Here is a 22,391-nt window from a genome sequence, read left to right on the forward strand (position 1 = left end):
GGGCATCGCTCAGCCAGTAAAGATTGCTCATCGATCAGGTCTCCTTGCGGAGCCTGAATCATGCCAAACGCCTGAAATCAATGGGTCTGGAGCCTAGGGCACGGCCCCGGCCGCGCCGGGGTTCGCGAGGAAACTTCAAGGCGACGGCAACTCAGGTCGTGGAATAAAGGAACGACAACCACTTGAGGTATTTCTGCGGAATCTGCCACAACTGGCTTCGCAACAGCGTTTCAGGCTAAACTGCCCACTTCGGTAGAGCCTCGTAAAACTCAAGCTCAGATCTGATTACCGGGTCAAGAGCCTCAGGGAGTAACTCGCCATGACCACATAAGAGATCATCAGCCCCAGCACCATTGGCACCAGAACGCCCGAGGCGATGTGGAAGAACCACCCCAGCATCAGCGCCAGCATGACGCCCAGCGTGATGTTCAAAAGGGCCGGTGGTGCGGCGGTCGGCGTGGGCTGTGTCATGACGATCCCGAAGCTCTGTCCCTATCGGGTTAGAAGGAACCGAAGGCTGTGCCAAGCACGATCACGGCCACAAGGGCAACAAGCGCGCTGACAATGGCGGCCATGACGATGTCCAGATAGCTTTCGCGATGCGTGCAGCCACAGACCGCAAGCATCGTGACCACCGCGCCATTATGCGGCAAGCTGTCCAGCGTACCCGAGGCGATCACGGCCACCCGGTGCATCAGCGCAGGGTCCAGCCCTGTGTCTGACGCGATCTGCATGAAGGTGGGGCCAAGGGCCTGCAGCGCAATGGTCATCCCGCCCGAAGCCGATCCGGTCAACGCGGCAAGGATGTTCGTCGCTACCGCCAGTGACACGAGCGGCCCGCCTCCGATGCCCAGAACCCAGTCCCGCACCATCTCGAACGCAGGCAGGGCCGCCACGACCGCGCCGAACCCCACAAGGCTTGCCACGCTCATGATCGGAAGTACTGCGGCCGTCGCGCCCGAGTCGATGCTTTCGCGCAGATTGCGAAAGCGGCGCCGGTTCATGGCAACCAGCACGATGCAGGCGACCAGAAGCGCAAGCGCCACCGACCAGACCCCGCCGACAGCCGACAGGGTGGTTTCGCCCCATGCGGGCTGCGAGAGGAAATCGAAATCCATGCTGGGCAGCACGAACTGCGTCAGGATCAGGTTGACCACGACAACCAGAACCAGCGGCAGAATGGCCAGGCCGATCGGTGGCCGCCCGCCCCAGGATCCGGCGCGGCTGATCTCGGCAGGGTCAAACTCGCGTGCGGTGCTGGCCAGCTCGCGCGAGACGGCGGAGCCTTTTTCGGCCGCGCCATAACCCTCGCCCCGCGCCTTGGCCTGACGTTCGCGGAAGGAAAGCCAGCCCAGGCCGATGGCCGCCATGATGATGCTGGCTATGATGCCAAGCCCAGGTGCGGCAAAGGGGGTGGTACCAAAGAACGGCATCGGAATCGCGTTCTGGATCGCAGGCGTTCCCGGCATGGCCGACATGGTGAAGGTCGAGGTTCCAAGCGCGAGTGCCGCCGGAAGCAGCCTGCGCGGCACGCTTCCCGCCTTGAACAGCGCCTGCCCCATTGGCGCCAGAACGAAGAACGCCACAAACAGGCTGACACCGCCATAGGTGACCATCGCGCCCGCAGCCACCACGGCAAGGATCGCCCGCGAGGGGCCGAGCCGGCGCGTCATGTAATCGGCGATCGCTGAAACCGATCCGCTGTCGTCCATCAGCTTGCCGAACAATGCGCCCAGCAGGAAAAGCGGAAAGAACTGCGCCACAAACCCCGCCGCCGCAGGCATGAAGGTCTGCGTCCAGTGCGCCAGCATCGGCTGACCGGAAAAAAGCGCCGCCACCGCAGCAGCCAAAGGCGCCAGCAGCAGGATTGTCCAACTGCGGAACGCAAGCACCATGATCAGGGCAAGGCCCAACAGAATACCCAGCAGACCCAGCATGTCAGAGCTCGTCCGCCAGCGCGTCGATATCGAAGGTCGAACGCACCCCGATGTCCTGAATATGGGTGCGGCCGAAATCCTCGGCGGCGCGGCGCCCTTCGTCGAAGAGCATCTTCAGGAAGTCCCATTCGGCATTCAGCTTCGAGGAATGTCCAAGGTCCACCATGATGTCCGAGGTGATGCGATGCAGGCGCATCTCTTTCCAGTACCGCGCCTCGCCATTGCCGGGGTCGATGACACGGCGCAGCAGCGCCATCATCCGCAACTCTTTCAGTAGCTGGGCGTTGAAAGAGATCTCGTTCAGGCGGCTTGCGATCTCGCGCGCGGTGCGCGGCGTCTCGCGCCGCTCGACCGGGTTGATCTGCACCAGAACGGTATCGAGGCTTTCACATTCACGCACGAGCGGCGTCATCGTCGGGTTGCCCGCATAGCCGCCGTCCCAATAGGGCACGCCGTCGATCTCGATGGCCTGGAACATCGATGGCAGGCAGGCCGAGGCGAGCAGCACATCGGCCGTCACCTCATGCTTGCGGAACACCCTGCCTTGCCCGGTGTGCACATTGGTTGCCGTGATGAACAGCTTGACCGGCCCGGTCGCCAGCGCGTCGAAATCGATCAGGTCTGTCAGGATGTCGCGCAGCGGGTTCCCTGCCGCCCCACCCAGCGAATAGGGCGAGATCAGCCGCGCCATCAGATCCATGGCGATGAAGGCGGGCGAGTTGTCCAGCGTCCATTTGCCCGTCAGGACCTCCAGCGGCCCGCGCTTGAACGGGCTGAAGCGCGCGGCATCGGCCGTCCGGCGCCAGAAGGCGGTCAGCATCTCACGCGCGGTCTGCCGCCCGCCGGTGGCCATGCCGGCCGCCAGGATTGCCGCGTTCATGGCGCCGGCCGAGGTGCCGGAAATGCCATCGATCTCGAACCAGTCTTCCTCGAGGATGCGGTCCAGAACGCCCCATGTAAACGCCCCATGCGAACCGCCCCCCTGCAAGGCGAGGTCGATGGGAAGGGTTTTTCGCGTCTGCGATTTCGGGTTGCTGGCCATTTCGGCGCCTTTCAGTCAATTCATTGCAAGAAAATGGCGCCCGAAGCCGGGCGCCCTAGGGGATCAGGCGGCGGGCACCGCTTGCCCGCGAAGCCTCCACGCCATCGCACCAAGGGCCGCGCCAATGGCGATGAGGTCGAGCCCCAGCATCAGCCCGATCAGCCACAGCGCAGTGACCGGCATCGCGGCAAAAAGCACAAGCGACAGCACGACCGAGAGCACCCCGCTGGCAAAAACCCAAAGCCAGTTGGGCAAGGGACGGATCGTCAATGCGAAGACAACCTTCGACATCCCCTCGATCATGAAGAAGATGATCAGCAGAAGCGACAGCAGCAGCATCCCCTGCGCGATGTTGCGCAAGAGCAGAATGCCCAGCAACACACCAAGTATGGCCGAGATGATCTGCAGCCAGAAGTTCGGCGCATGGCGTGCGCTGATCAGGCCGATGGCCTGAATGATGCCGCTGGCGATCAGCAGCCAGCCGAACACCACGACGGCAGCAGCCGAAGAAAAGGCCGGGAAGACGATGGCGACGATCCCCGCGACGACCAGCAGCGCCGCCTGTACCAGGTGGAAGGTCGAATGGCGGCGCACCGCATCGCGCCCGGCTTCGCGGTAGGTCTGTGCAGCGGCGGCAAGACTGATCGGCATGGCATTGACTTCCTTGTTCAACAGGGTGCTTCCCGCCGGGCAGCGGGTGTTGCCTTCCCCGACCCGCAGGGCCGGATATGGATCAAAATTGGCACAGGACCGTGAAGCCCATGCCAGACAATCAATTTTTCATCGCCATGATGCGGTCGTGTCGCGAATGTGGTGGAAATTGGCGAGCAGCGCACTCCGAGCATGTAACGTTGGCTCCGGTCAGGCCGCGAGGTCAAGAGACATCGGCACGAGAGGCTGAGAAAGGGTTTCCCAGCCATCGACTTTTCGCATCTGGATCTGCCCTGACGCCAGGAGCGCCCAGAGCAGCATCGGCACGGTTTCAGCGCAGGGCAGCACGGTCTGGGTCTTGATGCGGCGGCGGAACTCCTCGTTCAGACGCTCAATGGCGTTGGTGGTCCGTGCGGATTTCCATTGCGACGGATCGAGGCGGGTGAAGCTGAAGAGGCGATCGCCGGCCTCCTCAAGGCTATCGGCCACGGCCCGGCACTTGAGCTTCCACTTGCGGAGGAAGGCCTTGCGGCGCGTCTCGATCTCGGCGGCGCTGTCGGCGTAGATCATGTCGCGGTAGTCTTCGCTCAGCTCGTCATGCAGGCGCTTGGGCGCGTGGCCAAGCAGGTTGCGGTGCTTGTGAACCGTGCAGCGCTGGATGGGCAGGTCCCCGCCCCAGAGCGCCACAAGCGCGGCTTCAAGGCCGGGGGCGCCGTCAACGATTACGAACTCGGGCCGCCTGAGGCCCCGCGCGTCCAGGTCGGCAAGGAAGCTGCCCCAGGCAGCCGTGCTTTCGCCGCCCATGTTCCTGATCGAGAGGAGCACCTTTTGTCCGTCGCGGCGGATGCCGATCGCCGCCAGCACCGAGATGTTGGTGGCCTTGCGGTCCAGCCGGGTCTTGATGACGGTGCCGTCGAGGATGAGCCGCACGATATCCTCCTCGGCCAGGTCGCGGGTGGACCAGGCGTCCCAGTCGACCTTCACCTTGCGCCAGGCCCGGCTGACCACATCCTTGCTCACCGCGCCTTCGAACAGCCCGAACAACGCCCGCTTGACGCGGCGCGTGTTGGTGCCAGCCAGGTAGACCGCTGCGATCAGGGCCTCGGCCTTCTTCGTCAGCCGCCTGTAGCGTGGCAGGGCCTTCGAGCGCCATTCGGTGATCTTGCCGGCTTCGTTCTCGATCCGAGCACGAGGAACCCGCACCGTCTCGGTGCCGAATGTGCCGGTCAGCTGCCGATCGCGGTGCCCGTGGCGGTAGCCCCTGGCCCGCTCATTGCCGCGGCCGTAACGAAGCCGACCAAGAAAGGCGGCATGGACAAATCCACATGCTGGATGATCTCAGACAGCCAGCATACTCCTCGCCCTTGGATCGTGAATCGAACCCACCGTTCAGCAAGACTGACCGGCACTCTTGTTATCACCACGAACAGCATGTCACTCAGCCGGTGGGTGAATGAAGAAAATAGACGCTCTGGCAGCACATGGCCGCTTTACACTGAGATTGGGATCGGTTTGGCCGTCGATGGTCGTCGAAACGTATGCGCGTTCGACCATGTGACCGTTCCGGTGGACGCATCGAACGTGATCGGAATCTTCACTCTGCCCATTGAAGAGTGGAAAGGATTCCCCAGCCCGCCTTAGTCACGGCGACTTGATGGGTTCGAAGATGTCGTCGCGCGGCATACTTGTCGGACAAGATTGCGCGGCTGAGATGGTTCGCCCATTCATGGGCGAACGCACGTCCACAAGATTGCGGCGACGCGCACGAACGTCCGCTTTCCTTTTTTTGCTCTGGCCATCGCGCCGCGTCGCACTCCGACCGCTTTCCGCCCTTTCCGCCCTCCCTCTTCCCGACTTGTCCAGCCTGCCGCCCTTGTGGCGGCGGGCCTTGCAGATGCGAAGCCGAACGCGCCCCCCAACGCGAAGGCAGGCGAAGCATCTGTGGTCAAGTCTGGATGCGAAAGTGACCGTGACCCGAACGGGCCGAGACGGGACGCTGCACGCGACCATGACGCCGCCTTGGGCGCTGGCTCGGAGAGACAGGGCCCGGGGCGAGAGGCGTCAGGGAGCGGGGAGCGTTCTGGCTCGGGGCATCGGCCGGTGCAGCCGGCCAGAGCCTAGGGCACGGCCCCGGCCGCGCCGGGGTTCGCCTTACTGCACCTGGCGCAACCGTGTGGTGGAGCCTTGACGGGCCAAGAGGGTGGTGAAGGCAATTTCTGAGGCAATGCGAAAGGGTTGCGGCTGGTCATGAAGATCAGCCCAAGTGGAGCCATTCCAGATGGTGGCGACATAGAGGGGCATGGGCATGGTCGCTTTCAGGGGTGGAGCATGGAGAGAGGGGAAGGAGGCCTTGGCCTCCTTCCCCTTTTGGCGTCACTCGGCTTTCTTGCCAGTGGGGATGATGAAGAGGGTGTCGGCGGCCAGGGTGGTGTCGTAGTGGGTCTGGCCGTCCTTTTCATAGCTGGTGTCGAAGACGTTGCCCTCGATCTTCACCAGATCCCCGACTTTGAGATTGTCCTTGATCCAGGCGAAACCGGGGGTGCGTTCGAAGAGGGTGACGGTGTTCCAGATGGTGCGTTCCATCCGCTGGCCGCTGTTGTCCTTCCAGGTCTCGGCTTTGCTGACGCTGACCTTCAGGGTTTTGCCGACTTCGCGGATGGTGCCGACATAGCCGAGGATTTGGAAGTTTGCGTGGGTGAAGTGCATCGAGAAGATCCTTCTTGCTGGTGTTTCGATGAAAAAGGCCCGCTGCACGTTCCCGAGCGATCAAGAAGAAAGACGGAGGGTCCGCGCTTGCGTGGAAACCGTCTTTGTTCTTGAAGGCCGCAGGCCGTTCGCAAGAGGGAAGGTGCGGTAAGTGGGTCTATCGAAACACCTGTGAGAAGGATTGGTGCTGCGTCGGCCCGGTCATTCCAGCATCCATGGCGTGTTTGGCGCGGGGAGCGGAGGCGGGAAAACCCTGAAGGTTTTGGGAGGAAGCGGGGGAAGAGACCGTAGCGGCCAGCGGGTGGAACGCACGATCTGGGGGCGTGGCGCCTTGAACGGGCGTGTCCTGGGACTGGATCGGACAGGCTCGGGGGCGGTGATCTGGTGAGGATCGACGCCGGGCGATGGGACCAGTTCTGAAAAGGGTGGCAGTCGTCGCGACGATTGGCGCCGACACCCTCTCCTTCATCCTCGCTGGCTGGAAGCCGAGAGACGCCAAAAGGGTGAGGGGAGCGTAGGGCGAACAGCACGAGGCGGAACCACTTAACAGCGACTTAGGCGAACCATTGCCCGCGAGAGGCGAGAGGTCAAGGCGAGAAGCGGCTTGACCAGCGGTGCGAGCCGCGGCTTGCGCGGCCTGAGCGCCGGGCGGGTTTTGCGGGTCGGCGGAGCTGGCCCGCAAAACCCGTCACCCCTTTGGGGCAGGCCATTGGTCTATGGCGCAGCTTCCGTGCGGATGGTCATTGTGAAGCCAAGGGCTTTCACAACGCCCACAAGAGTTGACAAGCGCGGGTCGCCCGCCTCCGAGAGACCTTGGTAAAGGGCTTGCCGGGAGACATCGGCATCCTTGGCAACGGCACTCATGCCCTTGGCACGGGCGACCGTTGCCAATGCGGTCTTGATGTAGGTTTCGTTGCCGCTTTCAAAGGCGTCGGCCAGCAGTTCGGCCTGCGCTTGCTCGCTGGTCAAGTGCTGGGCAGGATCGAAAGGCGTGGTTGTGATAGGCATGTCAGACCTCCTTGGCCATATCGAGTGCGCGGGCAATGTCGCGCCGCTGAGTGCTTTTGTCGCCACCGCAAAGCAGGATCACCAGAACGTCGCCGCGCTGAACGAAATACACGCGGTATCCTGGGCCATAATCGACGCGCAATTCTCCGATACCGTCGAAGAATTTGACGTCACCAAACAGACCGGATTGAAGCCGCACCAGTCGCAGGGCAATGCGCTCTGCGGCGCGGCGATCCTTCAATGCCAGATACCATTTAGAAAAGTGGGCCGTTTGCTGTATCTCGATCATGTGTCAACATTAGTTGTCATTGGCGCAACTGTCAACAATAATTGACAGTTGCAGTATCGAGAAACCGGGGCGCATTGCGCGCCCCGATGAAGCTGATCAGATGCAAGCGGGGGTCCAGTTGTCGAACCGTTCGATCTGCTCGGGGGTGAGTCCATAGAGTTTGCGGGTGGTCTGATCGGAGAACAGCTTTTCCATCACCTCCGCTTTCTCGGCCTTCTTCATCTTGGCGAAGGATGCGAGGCGCTGATCGCCGGGCTGCGCATCCAGAAGTTCGGCAAGGATTTTCTCCATGACGGGGCCTGACACGCGCGAGAAGAACCCTGCGGCGGTGGGCGTCCAGTGCTTGCGCAGCTTCGCCCCGGCTTGGGCCTCAATCTCTGCAAAGAGCGGATCGGGGCGGTTTGCATCCCATGCCGCCCCATAGAGCAAGCTGCGGGCGAGCGCGGCGGCCAGCGCCGCGTTGCGGTGCTTCTTGCCCTTGGCGGTGAAGGCCACAAAGCCATCAAGCAGGGAAAGCGGGTTGCCTTCGGTGCGCACCAGCCGGGGATCGGCCTCGAACCCTTCGCTCACGCTCGGCACGATTTTCGGGTTGTCGCAGCGGATTCCGAAAATCTGCTTGTAAGCCGGGATCGAGGTCAGGGCATAGGCGACCAGATCAAGCAGCAAGTCGGGCTTGTCGAGCAAGGCAGCTTGGGCGGCATGCAGACGGATCGCGCGCATGTCGTCGGTCAATGCGGCGGTGAAGTCGGGCTTGGACGCGGCGGCTTCGTCGGTCTTGCTGGCATGATCCTGCACAAAGCCTGCGGCAATGGCTTGCGCCAGTTCCTGCTTGCGCACCATTCCGGCATGGGCGCTCACTGCGCCGCGCTGGTCGATGTAAAAGACGATGCCCGACAAGGCGCGTTGCTCGGCAGAGAAGTCGCCCTCCATCTTGACCAGCAATTCCGCCATGCGGGCTTCGCCTGCTTCATCCAGCGCCTCGGCCTCTTCCAGTTCGGACAGGTCGTCAAACTCTGCGGCTTCTTCCTCGGTCAACACTCCGGGGATGGGGCGCATCCGCGCGGCCTGCAAGTCGCGGTCGATCATGCCAAGGTAGCTTTCTGGGTGGAAATGGGCGAAGGCCCAACCTTCCGCCATGAAATCAGCCTTCAAGGTTTCGACCTTGGCGGCGAAGAGGCCTTCGAGAATGTCGGTCTCTGCCAGATAGACGGTTTCCGAAAACAGGTCTCGGGCTGTGGTGCCGCCTGCCTCGATGTAAGCCTCCAAGCCGACAAAGCGCAGGCGGCGGTCATTGGTGGTGACGCTGCCCGGTTGCAGGGCCGATTTGAGGCTATATTCGCTCCAGTTCTCACCCCGGCAACGGTCCAGCACTTCCAGGGCCAAAGCCTCGTCATTGCAGACGGTGAAGGCTGCCGCATTGGACAGGGTGATTTCATCGACGGCAAGGGCATCGAGGACGGGCGCGGGCAAGCCTGCCAGCGCAAGGCGGCGATAGACATGCTTTTCCGTCACGGCGAAGGCGCGGGCGATTGCGACAGCATCGGCCCCGGCCTTTGCCATCTTGCCATAGGCGCGGATTTCATCGGCGGGATGCAGGTCTTTGCGGGCGATGTTTTCGAGATTGGCCCATGCGCGGGCGGTGTCTTCATCGGGGGCCAGCACGACCAGCGGATTTGCGAGGTCGGGGCGCGTCTCGGCAAGGTCGGGGTGCTGCTCTGCGAGGAATTGCAGGGCGCGCAAGCGACGCCCGCCTGCGACGATTTCCGCGCCACCCTTGCCATCGGGCAGGCCCGCGATGGACTGGATCAGGCCAGCGGCCCAAAGGCTTGCGGCGAGTTCTTCAACCTCGGCCTGCGGGACTTGCTGGCGGGGATTGAGGGGCGAAAGGGTGAGCATAGCCAGCGGGAAGCGGGCTTCGCTTGCGGCGATGGTGTCGATCTTAGCCATTTGTGGCTCTCCATGTTTGCGGTGAGCCTTGCCGTCGCCTCTGTCTGAAAATCGGGCGGTCTGGCAAGGGAGGGAAGCGAAGCGCGCCCTCACTTGCCGGACTGCCTCCCGGCGAGGGCCGGAGGGGGGCCCGTCAATTGGAAAATCCAGCTGACAAGGGGGGTGGAGCGGCCCGCAGCCGCAGGCGAGGACACGGCCCCGCAGTCAGCGCCGCATTTTCTGATAGACGGGGGAACCGGCGGTTCCCGGAACGGCCGCACCGCAGGGCGGCCCAGGGAGGGCCGGGGCGTTCGGCTGGTCCGAAACCCCCGGCTTGGTGTGAGCCCCGCGCGGGAGGCGCGCGGGGGTCTCAGCTGATCTTCCTCTTCCCGACTTGTCCGCAGATGCGCAGCCGAACGCGCCCCCCAACGCGAGGGTAGGCGAAGCATGTGTGGTCAAGTCGGTTGCCCCAGGGATCGTGACCCGAAGGGCGGAGACTGCCCAAAGGGCTGGCTCCGGGCCAAAGGCCTAGAGCCCGATCACCGCCATTGCGGTGAGGGGTCACTTCTTGTTTTTCTTGCCTGCGGTGTGCGCCCAACAAGAGATGCAAACGATCAAGACAAGGAGGATGGTGCCAAAGCCCGATGCTTTTGCGATACCGAGGTCCATCTGAGCTTCAGCAATGAAGTCGAGGATGATTTGGAGGGTTTGTTTTGGGGCTTCTGTGGTCATGACATACCTCTGGCTAAAGTATGTCACCCCCCATGGGGGGAATATCTACAGATCGCGGATTTGGTACGCAAGTGGGGAACAAATCTGTGGAAAAGTCTGCCGTCGATGGCAAGCTGAAACTGACAATCAGACAGCCAGCCTAACCCTGCCTAAGTCATTGATTCATATATTACGGTGAACAAGAACTTTCTTGCAGAACTCAACAGCCGCATCTCATAAAGGCTGGTCGGTTAACTGGACGATCAAGGGGCAGGTTTCAGAAAAAGAAGGCCCCGCGCGAGCGGGGCCAGGTGTTTTCCTCACCGCAAGGAAAGTTCAATCTGCTGCGCTGGCCCGGATTTCCGGTGTCTTTGCGCATCGTCCCGGATGATTTGGCGGCATACCAGCATGCGGGATATACTTATCCGTCAGGATCGAATATACGCCAAGTATATACAGAAGATCAAGAGCGGATATTTCATGCCACTGTATGTCAAAGACCCGGAAGTTGACAAGCTGCTGGACGACTTTCTTTTGGCGTCCGGTCAGCGAAGCAAGACGGAAGCGATCCGACAGCTTCTGTCGGATGGGCTGCGACGGCTTGCGGATCAGGAAACCTTGGCGCAACGGGTTTCGCGGCTTCAGGATGAAGCTGCGGCCTTGGGCTTTTGCGAGGGAGAGGGCTGATGTTCCTGGACGCGAGCGCGATTGTCGCGGTGCTTCTGCGAGAAGCGGAAGCACCGCTTTTGCTGAAGGCGATGGAGGCCGCGCGGGGCAAGCTGCGCTATTCGCCGCTGGTTCGGATTGAAGCGGTGGAGAGGTTGGTTCGCCGGAAAGCGGAGCGCGCGGGCAAAGCCTCGGGCGCGGCCGAGGACTTTGCCGAGGCGGCGGAGCTGGTTTTGGGGTTTCTGGCGGCGGTCGAGGCGCGGGAAATGCACATCACGACGGGGATGGGCGAAGAGGCAGTTCGGGTTCTGGCGGTTTACGGGGCGGCTGCGGGGCATCCAGCGCAGCTGGACCTCGCAGGCGCGCTGACCTACGCTTGCGCGAAGGCATATCATATTCCGGTGCTTGCGAGTGATGACAGATTCAAGGGGACAGACATTGCATAAGGCCATTGCTGCACTGACGACAGCGGTAGCGCTTCTGGCCGGAAGCCAGAGCGCGGCGGAAACACTGTCAGGGCGGGTAACGGTGATTGACGGTGACACGTTGGAAATGCGGGGCGAGCGCATCCGCCTGTTCGGAATGGACGCACCAGAGAGCGGGCAGACCTGCCAGACGCGCGAGGGGCGAGCGTGGCGCTGCGGCACGCAGGCAGCGCGCGAGCTGGACCTGCTGGTGCGCGGGCGCACTGTGACATGCGAGACACGGGACACGGATCGCTATGGCCGGACAGTCGCTGTCTGCAAGGCGGGCGGGCTTGATCTCGGATCGGCCCTGGTCGCGGGCGGTCATGCCGTGGCATTTCGGAAATACAGCAAGCTCTACGTCCCGGCCGAGGAAGCCGCCAAGGCCGCAGGTCGCGGCCTTTGGGCTGGTGAGTTTCAGATGCCAAGTGATTGGCGGAAAGCGCATAAATAGATGGAACCTAGGATAGGATCAGTATTCATCCCCCCCGCTCGCCCTCAGGCACGGGCCCCTCTTTGAATACATTCCAGTCAGCCACATCAATCATTACCTCATCCGAGGTATAGTCAAAATGAGGCGGGAAATCTTCTGAAACCCTGAAATTAAGGATTGTTCCAGGCCACATCCCCTTCTTATACGAATCCGTGATGATCGTGACTTCCGATCCGATTGTAGGGGCCATCGAGTTTGTCACTGTAGCTACGCGGCTGCCACTGATGTAGAAATTGATTTTCATCATTACCTCATGCCTTGATGATGAAATAATTGCAGAAGCCACGACTTTTGTCGAGTTGCAGTGAGCTGATCACAACATTAGGTATTTTTTTGAGCCCCCTTGCAAGCAAGTGAGATTCGTCTTATATTGCTATCGCTCTTGGCAGGAGCATGGCACTCGCCTTACCGAAGCTGCTGGCAGCACTGCTCATTGACCTTAGACGATCCCCATTGGCTATAACTCAGGCTTGTTGGGCGGTAGGCGAGTGACGTTCGGTGTCGAGCCAGGAGATAGCTATGAAGATCGAAGGTTGTCGCCCGACCACCCTTGAAGGTGTGAAACGACTTGCAAAGCAAATTCGAAAAGTAGAGGGCATCCAATACTCTAAGGCTCTTGATCGTGCATCTAATGTAATTGGCTTAGAAAATTTCAAACATGCACGAAGCAATCTGTCCATCAGCAGCTTTGCTACCACCAGAGATTACGTTCTTTTGACGATCTACTGGATTGACAAGAAGCAAGGTCACCGCTGCGGACGTGAGACACTTCGAGTTGCCCTTTCCAGACCACTTCTTGAAACCTGCCCAAAACACCTGCTGAAGTATGCTCGTGGCATTGGAAGCCTTCGAATGGTTGCAGAAGACCATTTTGTTGGCGACGACGTGGCTGATTCACAAGAGTATGCAAGAGACCAACTATGCACAGCTGAAAGAGCTATTCGCTTCATGGAGGACACAGGACTCGTGCCATTTACGGGCCGAACAAAAGTTCCTCCAGAGTTGAGCTCAGACAAACTGCCAGGAATGGATCATTCTACATACTGGCTTGATCCAATCAACAGTGAATTTATTCTGGCAGACGAACCCTATGGAGATCTATCTGGCGAAGAATGGCATCTTCAAGGTGAACGCCTCGCTTGGGCCGACCGTCACGGATGGCGCATCGAAAAGACATCTTGGGCAGGCATGTATTTTCCCTACAGCTGCGATCTATATATCGGAGTAAAGTCGCGTTCCGGCTATGACCTTGAAGGTCTCGTAAGGAAGATTAATGCGATGCCGCCACCAAGTGTGAGCGGAAACTGGTCTGGCGACTCGTCCACATCATTGGACACATTCCTCAGCCCACTTGCTAATACTTCGCAAGATGCTAGACGAGCGAGATGCAAGGGAATGATCTGCCCCTTGCCAAGTAAAACATCCGTTCCTTTGAACTACAAAGCCGGTTGTTCTAAACGTAGACCTCTTGGCGAGCTTGGCCTTGATGGTCATAAGCTGGCGGGACGCACCATCAAGGCCGTTATAGCTTCTGAGCATATAACGGATGGAGTTTTTTCTCGACTGTGTTCGCTAAGGGCAGAATTGGAAAACTGGATGTATCACGAGGTCGATCGCCGCCTACTTGATGGCCCAGATTTTTATGAAATTTATTATCGCAGCACGGAAGAGGACAAGGCACTAAAGCGATCATGGTCTACCCGCGCAGACACGGTAACGGCAATTCGTCAGGTTGCTGAGCAGTTGAAGGTTGCCTATTCGGATTGCGCGCCTCTGCGTCAACAGCTTCGACGGCTTGAAATGTCTGCCTCCATAATCGAGAACACGAAGCAGGGCGCTAGCGGTGGACGATTGTAGGCGTCATCCCCTCTCAAAGAAGCCCGGATGGGGCTGGTTGACGCCATAGGTGATGGCGCCAGCGCCGAACCGCCCATTTATGAAATCCACGGCTGCCGCAGCCCGCTCGCCGCGTGTCTTGGCGGCGGCGGGCAATTGCCGCAGCATGTCGCCGTTTCTGTTCGACAGAAACTCGACATTGCCCAACTGAACACCGACCGCAATAATGCGGCGGCCCCGGATGGCCGCCCATGCCGCGCGCCAAAGCAGGCGGTTGATCCGAAGGAAAACAAGCGTGTCTTGGCTCGCGGCACTGCTGACAGACCGGGCGAAGCCGGGCGCATGTTCGCAGCTGATATGCAATGAGAACGATGCGGCGGTTCGCCCATCGCGGCGCAGCCTCGCGGTGGCCTTCTCGACCAGCCAACGGCTGACGAGATAGGCCGAGCGAGGATCGCGAAACTCGGGCGCGAGGATCTTGCTGTTGCCATAGCCGCCACGGCGCGTGGCAGTCAGCGGGATTGCCTCGCCCTGGAGAGATCGGACGAAGCGTTCGCCCTCGATGCTGCGCCAAATCGCGCGAGCGTGGCGAGGGTCGAGGCGACAGAGACTTGGCACATCCATGATCCCTGCCGACTCCAAGCGCGCGCGCATGGCTTTGGAAATGCCGGGCAGATCGTCCATCGCCAGATGGGCGATCCGCTCCGGCATGTTCTCGCGTGAGAGCCATTGAAACCCGTTTGGTTTCTCCAGCTTGCCTGCAATCTTGGCGAGGACATGGTTCGGGCCAATGCCTGCACTGAACCGGAGGCATTCGCCAACCTCGGCCGCGACTGCGGCCTTGAGGGTGGCGACGAGCTCCGCTGCCCCGTCCAGTGTTGTCGCCTCCCCAGACAACACCAGCTGAAACTCATCGACGCTCCTGATCCGCTCCAGCTCTGCGTATCTGTCGAGGACTGATGCAACTTGCAGATTATACCGGACATAGAGGCGATGCCGACTGGCCCGGAAGATGATGCCGGGGCAAAGGCGGCGTGCATCCCGCACCAAGGTTCCGGTTTTGACACCGTATGCCTTGGCTTCATAGGAAGCGGCGACGCAGGCGCCATGCGGCCCTTCCATGGCCGTGATGGCAACTGGACGTCCGCGCAGCGCAGAATCAAGCTGCTGCTCGACCGAGGCAAAGAAGCTGTTCATGTCGAGATATAGAACTCGGAACGGTCCCATCCCCTAACCCTCGCGGCTGGCGTGAAGCCTCGCAATGTTCTATATTTGTTCCTATCATTCAAGGGGGATGATGATGGACAGAGAACGACAGCTCGCCAACGTCGCTTTCGGCGGCGCTTGGTCTGAACAGATTGCCGGGAATGAGCGGCTAGCCGAGGCGATGCAGTGCATCGAGACTGCCGTGATCGACTGCGAAGAGCAGGATCTACGGTCTGCCAGCGCGATCAAGGAAGCGCTGGCGGTCGTCGCGGCCGCGCATCCGAAGGGAAGGCTGCTTTCACAAGCATGGGAGAAAGGCCTGAATATCGGCAATTCCGGTTTGCGAAAAGCCGAGCTGAAGCGCCTGGCCGATGCCCTGCGCGCTGGCCTCGGATCAAGGCTTCTTCCGTAGGGCTTCATAGAGGGCAGTCTTGCCCACCTTGATCCGGCCTGCCGCTTCCCGGACAGTCAGGCCGGACTCCACCAGATCACGCGCCTTCTTCAGCTTCTCTGGCGTGATCACCGGCCTGCGCCCGGCCACGCTGCCTCGCTCAGAGGCAGCGCGGAGCCCGGCGCGGGTTCTCTCCCGGATGAGGTCACGCTCGAACTGCGCAAGCGCACCGAAGACATGAAAGACAAGACGCCCCGCAGGGGTCGTCGTGTCGATGTTTTCGGTCAGAGACCGGAAACCAATGCCTCTGGCCTCCAAGTCGGTCACGACTTCGATCAGATGCTTCATCGAGCGGCCAAGTCGATCGAGGCGCCAGACAACGAAGCTGTCGCCGTCGCGAAGATACTTGAGGGCCTCGGCAAGACCGATCCGGTCGGACTTCATGCCGGAGGCCTTGTCTTCGAAGATCCTCTCGCATCCCGCCGCCGCCAGCGCGTCGCGCTGAAGGGCGGTGTCCTGATCCTGAGTGGAAACCCTCGCATACCCGATGACGGCCATGGCGCCTCTGATTTGTCCGTTAATTGTCAAAAACGGAATCTGTCCGAAAATCCGTCTTTGAGCAATATGTTTGCGGACAGGAAATCGCCGGGCCGGAAACCGATCCTTTGATGGACATGTTTAGGACGACGAAAATGGGCTCCGACCTACTTGCTTCGGCCCAAGAAGAGGGCAGCCGCTTCTTCTACGATCATGTTGCGAATCGCCGGCTTCTCAGAAAACAGGTCATGTCTTGCACCGGGGATCATTTGGAGATCGCCACCAAGCCAGTTTTCCATGCGCCGTTTGATCGCGCGTAGTGAAACGACATGATCGTCTTCGCCAAGATACGATTTGCATCTGATCCTGGGCGGTGGAAGTAAGCGCAGTGAACGGCACTCTTTCAGCGCTTCATAGACCCATTGCATTGTTGGCGCGCCTGTCGACAATTCAGGGTGTCTATTTGCTTGCCGTAACAATCTCTCGAACATTTGTGGGTCAGTAGTTAGTCGATTTCCATCAAATGGGACGCTTTGGACGTAGGATTGGCTTCTCTGGGGGATATTCCCAGGCGCAAATGTTGAACCATTGCCCGACAGGGTAAACGCAGATGTGATTGCCCAAGCACCTAAGCGTTCTATCGCAGTCAGAGGTATATCCCACAGTGCTCCCGTGAATATTGCAGCTGAAAACTGGTGCGGCATTTCATACAGGGCACGCAGACCAATTGTAGCCCCCATGGAATATGCCAATATGAACCATGGCCTTGGGAGAGAAAGAACTTCCGCGAACTCGACCATCGCAGATACATCATGTTGGTAGTCTGAAAAACGCTCAACATGGCTTGCGAGACGATCTTTTGTGAGGCGATCTGAAAGCCCTTGCCCACGCCAATCTATTGCAACAGCGGCAAAACCATACTCCGCGACAGCACTGGCAATGTGCGCAACCTTTTCGATATAGTCGGTCCGCCCTGGGAGAATGAAAACTGTTCCAGCTTTGACGCTTGGGTTAGACCATGCGGCAACCCTCAATTGAACACCGTCTGACGCCTTTATGGAAAAAGCAGCCGCAGAAATCGCGGTTGGAGCATCAGCAAGATAGAGAGACGCTGTTTTCATGGCCGTTCTGCCTCAAAATAAATTGACCGCAGAAGATCCAGAATTGAAATCACGCTGGTGAGCGCTAGGTATAATGAGAACCCTTGGAACCTTCCTATTGTTATCACATTTGCCGCCAACAATACAATGATTGCATACCGATATAGGGGAATAGCCCGGCGCCCTTCGGATTGGACACCATTTCGCAGTGGTTCGCCACAGTTTCCCATATGATACAATGAGATATAGAATGAAAGTATTATAGCGAACACGATGATTAACGTCGTAAGTTGCGGAATTGAACGCTGATGTAAGAACTGATATGCTGGTTCGATCCCGTTTAGGAAGCTCGCAGCATCTGAAAGGAGCCAACTCGAAAGGGTTGGTGCGGACGTAATGAGGTAGGTTGATTGCAACTTTATAGTAATGACCGACAACAAAGCCAAAATTGTTGCACAGAAAGCATATGTCAGTATGGTTCGTTTTTCTATGGGTATCCGATGATCGTCATTTGCAGCTTCGCACCAGGCATCTGTTTGGGTGCGATACTTCGATGCGGAGGCAACCTGCAAAACAAGCCCAACAAGCAGCAACCACATAACGATTGCATAATAGAGATAGGCCGTGAATGACAGTGTTAATGCGTTCGAGATCGAAACAATGTCAGGACGAACTATTGCGACATTGTTCCAGTCTATCATGTATCCATGGGGCGACCTCGACAATAACGCTCGCAAGTGAACGCCCGACCACTGCAACAAAAATATAACGAAAAAGCACGTTATAGTAATCAGCCAAAGCAAACCGGAGTATGACGACAGCAAATCAGAAGATTTCGATGGCGCTTGCCACGGAGGAAGGAGCATTGTGTCGCTTGATAGCGCAACGATGCGGGCGATAATCACGACATAGAGTGGCAGGATTATCGTTGGAAATATTGTCCAGCTCGGCGCCCATAGAAATCCAACTTGTTTGTCAGATCCTGCCTCAGAGACATATGTGATTGTTTCGACATTGAATATGTAACTCATAAACCCCAATACAGTGAAGCCAAACCAGAGCATGACAGGGACAGTGAGTGGGTTCTCTGACCTGAACACTCTTAAGACCAAACGTTCGACAAACGGAGCATCACGCGTCGGAAGCGACGATCCTACGGCTTGGGGGCTTGTCTCGCGGGTCTCTGGTTTGCTCGCTGGCCGTCCACGTCTTCTTGCCTGCTGCCTAGATTGCGCCGCAGTCAACGCCACCTGCCAAAGTATTGTCTTGTCGGGATCACCGCAGCCGAAAACCTTCGAGAGTAATCCGATGTTTTCGGCGCGAATACCTTGATCGTTGTCAGCAAACCAGCGCTGCACTGTCCGCAGTTCGATACCGCCCCTGTCGTTTGCAATCTTATTGAGCTCGGCGAAGAGCGTCTCAGGCGTCCACGGACCAGATGGCACACCAGTCTTATCGACCGTGCGCCCTGCCCCCTCCATCGCCAGTTTGCGAAACGTTTCTTTGAAATCCGCACCATCATTGGCCGGAGGGACAAATAATTTACCGTTTATTTGCAGTGGCATACCGGTTCCAATGTCGTTCTGTGACACTCCAGCTCATCCTAAGACGTTTTTTCGCTCATGTCGAACACGTAAGGGGCGAGCGAATGTTCAGTTGAATGATGTTGGGACTAGCGATGATCAATGTTGGGGTTCCTGTCTGTTGCTTTGTTTGCACGGATACAGGCGAGGAGTTGGGTGTCATGTATCAATATGCGGTTACACGGAAAGTAGTGACTGTTTGGTATACCCAATCCCAGAGGCCTGAGCGGCACATAAGAGTAATGAGTATGAATTGACTGGATTTGCACAGTTAGAGCTAAAGCGCTTTCGTTAATCGAAACGTCAAAGCTATACACGGAGACAAGCGTCGTTACGTCATCACCTGGGTTGCGATGTTCGCAACGCCAAAAGGTGGACCCCTGACAAAAGATTGTGGGCAGACTGCCACTATCACATCCTACCTTGCTTTTGTGGTCTAGGTGGCGCGGCAGTGCGCTTGCGGAGAATGTTGCAGGCGCATCAGAATGACGAACTACCCCAAACTTTTTGGAACGCTGCTTACGGCGACCCGAGCCTATTCCGCTCTGTTGGATGAGGGCATCGACCAGAACGACCAAAAGATGGCGCAATCGACCGCCTATGCCGACCTGTTGAATGCAGGACAGGCTTTGCACCGACAAGGAGGGCCAGCGGCTGTTGCGGGAGCGGCCGACTACTTGTCGCGGTGCTTTGCCGACGGGTCGATCCGACATTTCTCGCGGCTTTGGGCCGGATTGATGGCACCGCCCGGCGCGCATTGAGGTTGTTTGGCGACACGGGATCATGCCAGAGACCGCCCTAGAAGACCGATCAGGCTGCCATCGAGGTTCAATTGGCCTGCGAGATCGCGACGGGAGAATGCGCGGAGTGCCCCGCCTGGCTTGTGAATTGGGGTAATCGGGTGTGACCGATTTGCGTCGATGATCAAGACGCTGACAGCGGCCCTGATCTGGCCCATGACAGTGACCGCCTCGTTCCAGGCATCTTCGTTGATCCCGAGTTCGCGCAACATTTGGACGGCTGCGCGGACCAGATGAAGCGCGTTGGGCAGCGGCGCATCGCCCTTAAGCGCATCGAGATAGAGCCGGAAATCATCCGATGCTGCGGCATAAATCTGCCTCATGCTGAAGCTATCGGTGATTTCAGGCTTGTGTCCGCGGTCGGCCAAGGGAGGCTTAGTTTCTAAGCCATGCGCGGCGCTTTGCGCCGTGCCTCCTGAATTGGTTTCAGCCTGCTTGCAGGCTGGCCTTTTCATGACGTCGGAGGCGTTACAGATTTCAGAGTCTTCATAGGTTGTATCTTGTATATATAGGCGGAAGCTGGCTTCCGGCGTGCCGGAAATTTTGTCCTGCAAATCGAGTTCTGACAGGAGCTTAGACGCAATATTGTCCACATGCTCCAAAAGGGCTTCGAGCTCTTGCAGGTCCATGCCGTCATAGCGGCGAGGCAGCTCTTGAAATGCCCTCAAGGCCTCGGCCGTGAGCTGATGGTCAGGCGCGCATTCCATCATCTGCGCGAGGGCCATCCTGAACACGCGGCGGGCGGCGCTGCACTCTTTGCGGCGCGCTTCCATCGCCTGCCGTCGCTGCGTCTCGGCTTCCGCCAGATCGAGGAGCATTGGGACACGCTCGATGAGCGGCGCGAAACCAATGCCATGCACGACACTGCCGCCAGCAAAACTGCCTCTGTGGCCGTTGTCGGCCACTACCTTTGACACCAGCCCGAGACGCACCAGCACACGCTCAGTGTCGCGGACGGTTTTGGAAGTCGTCTGCGTGATCGCTGCGATGGTCATTTGCCGCGCAAAGCAGACTGGTTCCGCACATCCGCTGGTCCAGTCGCAGGGGCGGGTCTGATCCATCATAGCAAGCAGAACCTCGGTCTGCCCCTTGGTCAGTCCGATGGCCCGCCGATTATGCCGGATTAACTGCTCAACCTGGCTGCGCTGCATGGTGCCGGGCAATGCGGGGAAGTCCGCCGCAGCGGCACGTTTTGATGTTGCCTGTCTCATATCCTCGTCTCGTTGCAGTGAGCGCGAAGGACCGGGAAGATGCAGAAGGTTGTTCGCAGAAACTGCGTTTTTTTCTTGTCTGCATTTCGGAGAGGGGATACAAAGGGCCTTAAGTTTGAAGTGGCTTTCAGGATTGGCGTCCTGTTTGTTTCCCCCCCCGCCGGTTTCCCCGCGCGGGGGTTTCTATTTTCAGATCGTCGTTGTCTGCTCCGCGATTCCAGTTATCCACACAGCGATACAGGATTTCGGCTCAATCGCAAACATTGTGGTTACTGGCAAGCGACCCTCCATGATTTAGTAACGCGCGAACTCGGTGGTGTATTTCCCCTCATGGTCGCGGGTGCGAATGGCAACGCCTCTGAGGGAGCCGAAGCCGTTCCCTGCCCGGTTTTCGGTATGAGTTGCCCAGGAAATGCAGGTCTCATTGTCGCCGCCCGAATCGCGGGTGCAGGTCTGGACAGAAATGGTGCGTCCGCCTGAAATCTCCGCCAGCCATGCAGGGCCACGCTCATAACTGGATGGAACCCACGAAAACCGTCCGTCGGCCCCGTAGACACCCTTTGAGGTATTGTCGATCACGTTCACATCGCCATCACTTTGCCAGCGGCGATACTGGCTGATGTGATAGATCTCGATGCCATCGCGAAAAGCCCGCACATCGGGTGTCAGACCATCCAGCCCAATGTCGGGAGTCGGCAATGCAAGCTCGGCCACCAGACTGGCCGGGATCGTCATCGGACAATTCCAGAGCTGCAACGGCGGCTCAATCGGAAACGGCGTGATCCGCCGTATCATTTCCACCTTCGACGCAGTGCATTCCGCAGATGAGGGAAACCCCCCGGCTAGACAAAGAAGGATTGCGCAATCAATGGGGTAGGCTGGGGCCATCACCGGCGCTGATAGGCTGGCAAGGGCGATTGCAGCAGAGGCCGTTATCTTTCTCATTGGTCACCTCGATTCCAGATACTCGTTGAACACATCGGTCACATATTGAGCCTCGGCCATAACCCTGGCCCGCTCATCGTCAATGCAAGCGAGATAGTTGGAGGCGGCGGAGAAGTATGCGGCCACTTCGTCCTGCACAAACCTGTCGTTCTCATCGGTATGCGGACGTTCCAAAGCCCATGTGGGGCTCTGAGGTGGAAGGCAATCTCCGTAAATCTGCCCCAAACCTGCGTTGGGGGCAGTCACGGCTATGATCGCCGTGAGCGCGAACCATCGAAACATGCAAGGGCCATTCATTTGACGCTTGCGTATCATGAGAGCAAATCAACGATCAAGTGTAAGCTAGGTGATCATAACACATATCTCATTGTTTTGTTTTTTTGACTTGCAAATGACACCTCTTCGGCCTAATCCTAGCGCCGTGACAGTTTGTGGTTTAGACGTGCCTTGTTGATTTCAGCAAGGTATGACGCATGAGGAACAGAAGGGCCTTGCCTATCGTCCAAGAGAGAGATTTTCTACTTCTCGCAAGGAAGCCAGGCACTACGATTGAAATCGAGTGCATCTTGGCCCCTGAAGAGAAGGCTCCTTACGCAGGGGAATGGCTCTTTTATGCAGTGGCTGATGGAGAACGCTTCGTTCTGGTCAATCAAAAGTCCAGAGAGAAGGTCTTCAGAACGCACATCGGGCTGGCAGGCATGGCGGCGATTTTGGAGATTGCGGAATTGAAGACTCCGCGCCAAGTTGGGCTGGTCGCAACCGGGATGGTGGCAGGCAGCGCAAAAGCCGTCTCCGGCGAGGCTGCTGATTAAGGCACCTGTTGATTTTCACCCAGAACTGAGCCGGTTAGGCGCATAATTTTCACTGAGAACTGAGCCATGTGAACCTT

General features: G+C 58.7%; 25 protein-coding genes and 1 pseudogene. 7 read left to right on the top strand and 19 right to left on the bottom strand.

Annotated elements, in window-relative coordinates; translation table 11 throughout:
• Positions 1–285: 285 nt before the first annotated feature.
• From GBJ34_RS19390 to GBJ34_RS20650, 11 genes and pseudogenes are all read right to left on the bottom strand, one after another.
• Positions 286–471, bottom strand: coding sequence for a hypothetical protein (locus GBJ34_RS19390; protein WP_151720830.1), 186 nt, complete (start codon positions 469–471; stop codon positions 286–288).
• A gap of 29 nt (positions 472–500) precedes the next feature.
• Entirely contained in the window at positions 501–1,937 is a 1,437-nt protein-coding gene (locus GBJ34_RS19395) for a GntP family permease (RefSeq protein WP_084684278.1), read from the bottom strand.
• A 1-nt stretch (position 1,938) separates the two neighbouring features.
• On the bottom strand, positions 1,939–2,979 hold the full coding sequence (locus tag GBJ34_RS19400) for a patatin-like phospholipase family protein (protein ID WP_035715050.1): 1,041 nt from the start codon (positions 2,977–2,979) through the stop codon (positions 1,939–1,941).
• A 63-nt stretch (positions 2,980–3,042) separates the two neighbouring features.
• The gene (locus tag GBJ34_RS19405) at positions 3,043–3,651 is read right to left on the bottom strand and encodes an HdeD family acid-resistance protein (RefSeq protein ID WP_226341289.1); all 609 of its coding nucleotides are present in this window, start codon (positions 3,649–3,651) and stop codon (positions 3,043–3,045) included.
• Positions 3,652–3,840: 189 nt separating this feature from the next.
• Positions 3,841–4,941 (bottom strand): annotated as a pseudogene (locus tag GBJ34_RS19410) (IS256 family transposase); the annotation flags it as partial.
• An 840-nt stretch (positions 4,942–5,781) separates the two neighbouring features.
• A complete protein-coding gene (locus GBJ34_RS20645; protein WP_192931296.1) occupies positions 5,782–5,937 on the bottom strand; it encodes a hypothetical protein in 156 nt (51 codons plus the stop codon).
• A gap of 66 nt (positions 5,938–6,003) precedes the next feature.
• On the bottom strand, positions 6,004–6,336 hold the full coding sequence (locus tag GBJ34_RS19415) for a single-stranded DNA-binding protein (protein WP_151720831.1): 333 nt from the start codon (positions 6,334–6,336) through the stop codon (positions 6,004–6,006).
• Positions 6,337–7,050: 714 nt separating this feature from the next.
• Complete coding sequence (locus tag GBJ34_RS19420; RefSeq protein ID WP_151720832.1) at positions 7,051–7,344, bottom strand: addiction module antidote protein; 294 nt, start codon at positions 7,342–7,344, stop codon at positions 7,051–7,053.
• 1 nt (position 7,345) lies between these two features.
• A complete protein-coding gene (locus GBJ34_RS19425; RefSeq protein ID WP_151720833.1) occupies positions 7,346–7,633 on the bottom strand; it encodes a type II toxin-antitoxin system RelE/ParE family toxin in 288 nt (95 codons plus the stop codon).
• A 96-nt stretch (positions 7,634–7,729) separates the two neighbouring features.
• Complete coding sequence (locus GBJ34_RS19430) at positions 7,730–9,580, bottom strand: ParB/RepB/Spo0J family partition protein (RefSeq protein WP_151720834.1); 1,851 nt, start codon at positions 9,578–9,580, stop codon at positions 7,730–7,732.
• A 540-nt stretch (positions 9,581–10,120) separates the two neighbouring features.
• Entirely contained in the window at positions 10,121–10,291 is a 171-nt protein-coding gene (locus GBJ34_RS20650) for a hypothetical protein (protein WP_192931297.1), read from the bottom strand.
• Positions 10,292–10,678: 387 nt separating this feature from the next.
• On the opposite strand from GBJ34_RS20650, the gene GBJ34_RS19435 reads away from it, so the two are divergent.
• Genes GBJ34_RS19435 through GBJ34_RS19445 form a run of 3 tightly spaced genes read left to right on the top strand, consistent with a single transcriptional unit; the run spans position 10,679 to position 11,854 of the window.
• On the top strand, positions 10,679–10,957 hold the full coding sequence (locus GBJ34_RS19435; protein ID WP_192931298.1) for a type II toxin-antitoxin system VapB family antitoxin: 279 nt from the start codon (positions 10,679–10,681) through the stop codon (positions 10,955–10,957).
• Positions 10,957–11,382, top strand: coding sequence for a type II toxin-antitoxin system VapC family toxin (locus GBJ34_RS19440; RefSeq protein WP_151720836.1), 426 nt, complete (start codon positions 10,957–10,959; stop codon positions 11,380–11,382). The genes GBJ34_RS19435 and GBJ34_RS19440 overlap by 1 nt, the downstream gene beginning before the upstream one ends.
• Positions 11,375–11,854, top strand: coding sequence for a thermonuclease family protein (locus GBJ34_RS19445; protein ID WP_192931299.1), 480 nt, complete (start codon positions 11,375–11,377; stop codon positions 11,852–11,854). Before GBJ34_RS19440 ends, GBJ34_RS19445 begins: the two co-directional genes overlap by 8 nt.
• A gap of 25 nt (positions 11,855–11,879) precedes the next feature.
• On the opposite strand, the gene GBJ34_RS19450 is transcribed toward GBJ34_RS19445, so the two are convergent.
• Positions 11,880–12,137 carry a hypothetical protein gene (locus tag GBJ34_RS19450; RefSeq protein WP_151720838.1) on the bottom strand — a complete coding sequence of 86 codons (258 nt, stop codon included), beginning with the start codon at positions 12,135–12,137 and terminating at the stop codon, positions 11,880–11,882.
• A 275-nt stretch (positions 12,138–12,412) separates the two neighbouring features.
• Between GBJ34_RS19450 and GBJ34_RS19455 the strand changes: the two genes are divergently transcribed.
• On the top strand, positions 12,413–13,750 hold the full coding sequence (locus GBJ34_RS19455) for a DUF5623 domain-containing protein (protein ID WP_151720839.1): 1,338 nt from the start codon (positions 12,413–12,415) through the stop codon (positions 13,748–13,750).
• A gap of 3 nt (positions 13,751–13,753) precedes the next feature.
• Here GBJ34_RS19455 and GBJ34_RS19460 read toward each other — a convergent pair whose 3' ends face one another.
• The gene (locus GBJ34_RS19460; protein WP_151720840.1) at positions 13,754–14,956 is read right to left on the bottom strand and encodes a Y-family DNA polymerase; all 1,203 of its coding nucleotides are present in this window, start codon (positions 14,954–14,956) and stop codon (positions 13,754–13,756) included.
• Positions 14,957–14,990: 34 nt separating this feature from the next.
• On the opposite strand from GBJ34_RS19460, the gene GBJ34_RS19465 reads away from it, so the two are divergent.
• The gene (locus GBJ34_RS19465; RefSeq protein ID WP_151720841.1) at positions 14,991–15,347 is read left to right on the top strand and encodes a hypothetical protein; all 357 of its coding nucleotides are present in this window, start codon (positions 14,991–14,993) and stop codon (positions 15,345–15,347) included.
• Here the strand turns inward: GBJ34_RS19465 and GBJ34_RS19470 are convergent.
• The 3 genes from GBJ34_RS19470 to GBJ34_RS19480 form a co-directional block, all read right to left on the bottom strand.
• A complete protein-coding gene (locus GBJ34_RS19470) occupies positions 15,330–15,884 on the bottom strand; it encodes a recombinase family protein (RefSeq protein WP_151720842.1) in 555 nt (184 codons plus the stop codon). The two genes, GBJ34_RS19465 and GBJ34_RS19470, sit on opposite strands and share 18 nt — an antisense overlap.
• A gap of 146 nt (positions 15,885–16,030) precedes the next feature.
• Positions 16,031–16,984: an alpha/beta fold hydrolase gene (locus GBJ34_RS19475; RefSeq protein WP_151720843.1), complete on the bottom strand. Its 954-nt coding sequence runs from the start codon at positions 16,982–16,984 to the stop codon at positions 16,031–16,033.
• Entirely contained in the window at positions 16,981–18,555 is a 1,575-nt protein-coding gene (locus GBJ34_RS19480) for a hypothetical protein (protein WP_151720844.1), read from the bottom strand. The genes GBJ34_RS19475 and GBJ34_RS19480 overlap by 4 nt, the downstream gene beginning before the upstream one ends.
• Positions 18,556–19,031: 476 nt before the next feature.
• Here GBJ34_RS19480 and GBJ34_RS19485 point away from each other — a divergent pair, with 476 nt between their 5' ends.
• Positions 19,032–19,307: a hypothetical protein gene (locus tag GBJ34_RS19485; RefSeq protein WP_151720845.1), complete on the top strand. Its 276-nt coding sequence runs from the start codon at positions 19,032–19,034 to the stop codon at positions 19,305–19,307.
• 20 nt (positions 19,308–19,327) lie between these two features.
• Here GBJ34_RS19485 and repC read toward each other — a convergent pair whose 3' ends face one another.
• From repC to GBJ34_RS19500, 3 genes are all read right to left on the bottom strand, one after another.
• Positions 19,328–20,557, bottom strand: a complete 1,230-nt coding sequence (repC, locus tag GBJ34_RS19490; RefSeq protein WP_151720846.1) for a replication initiation protein RepC — start codon at positions 20,555–20,557, stop codon at positions 19,328–19,330.
• A gap of 294 nt (positions 20,558–20,851) precedes the next feature.
• A complete protein-coding gene (locus GBJ34_RS19495) occupies positions 20,852–21,352 on the bottom strand; it encodes a hypothetical protein (protein WP_226341290.1) in 501 nt (166 codons plus the stop codon).
• A 153-nt stretch (positions 21,353–21,505) separates the two neighbouring features.
• A complete protein-coding gene (locus GBJ34_RS19500; protein ID WP_151720847.1) occupies positions 21,506–21,817 on the bottom strand; it encodes a hypothetical protein in 312 nt (103 codons plus the stop codon).
• Positions 21,818–22,068: 251 nt separating this feature from the next.
• Between GBJ34_RS19500 and GBJ34_RS19505 the strand changes: the two genes are divergently transcribed.
• Positions 22,069–22,314 (top strand): hypothetical protein, encoded by a 246-nt coding sequence (locus tag GBJ34_RS19505; RefSeq protein WP_151720848.1) that lies wholly within the window; start codon positions 22,069–22,071, stop codon positions 22,312–22,314.
• Positions 22,315–22,391: the final 77 nt, after the last annotated feature.

Origin of the sequence: Gemmobacter serpentinus, assembly GCF_008973825.1 — a bacterium.
GTDB classification, from domain to species: domain Bacteria; phylum Pseudomonadota; class Alphaproteobacteria; order Rhodobacterales; family Rhodobacteraceae; genus Gemmobacter; species Gemmobacter serpentinus.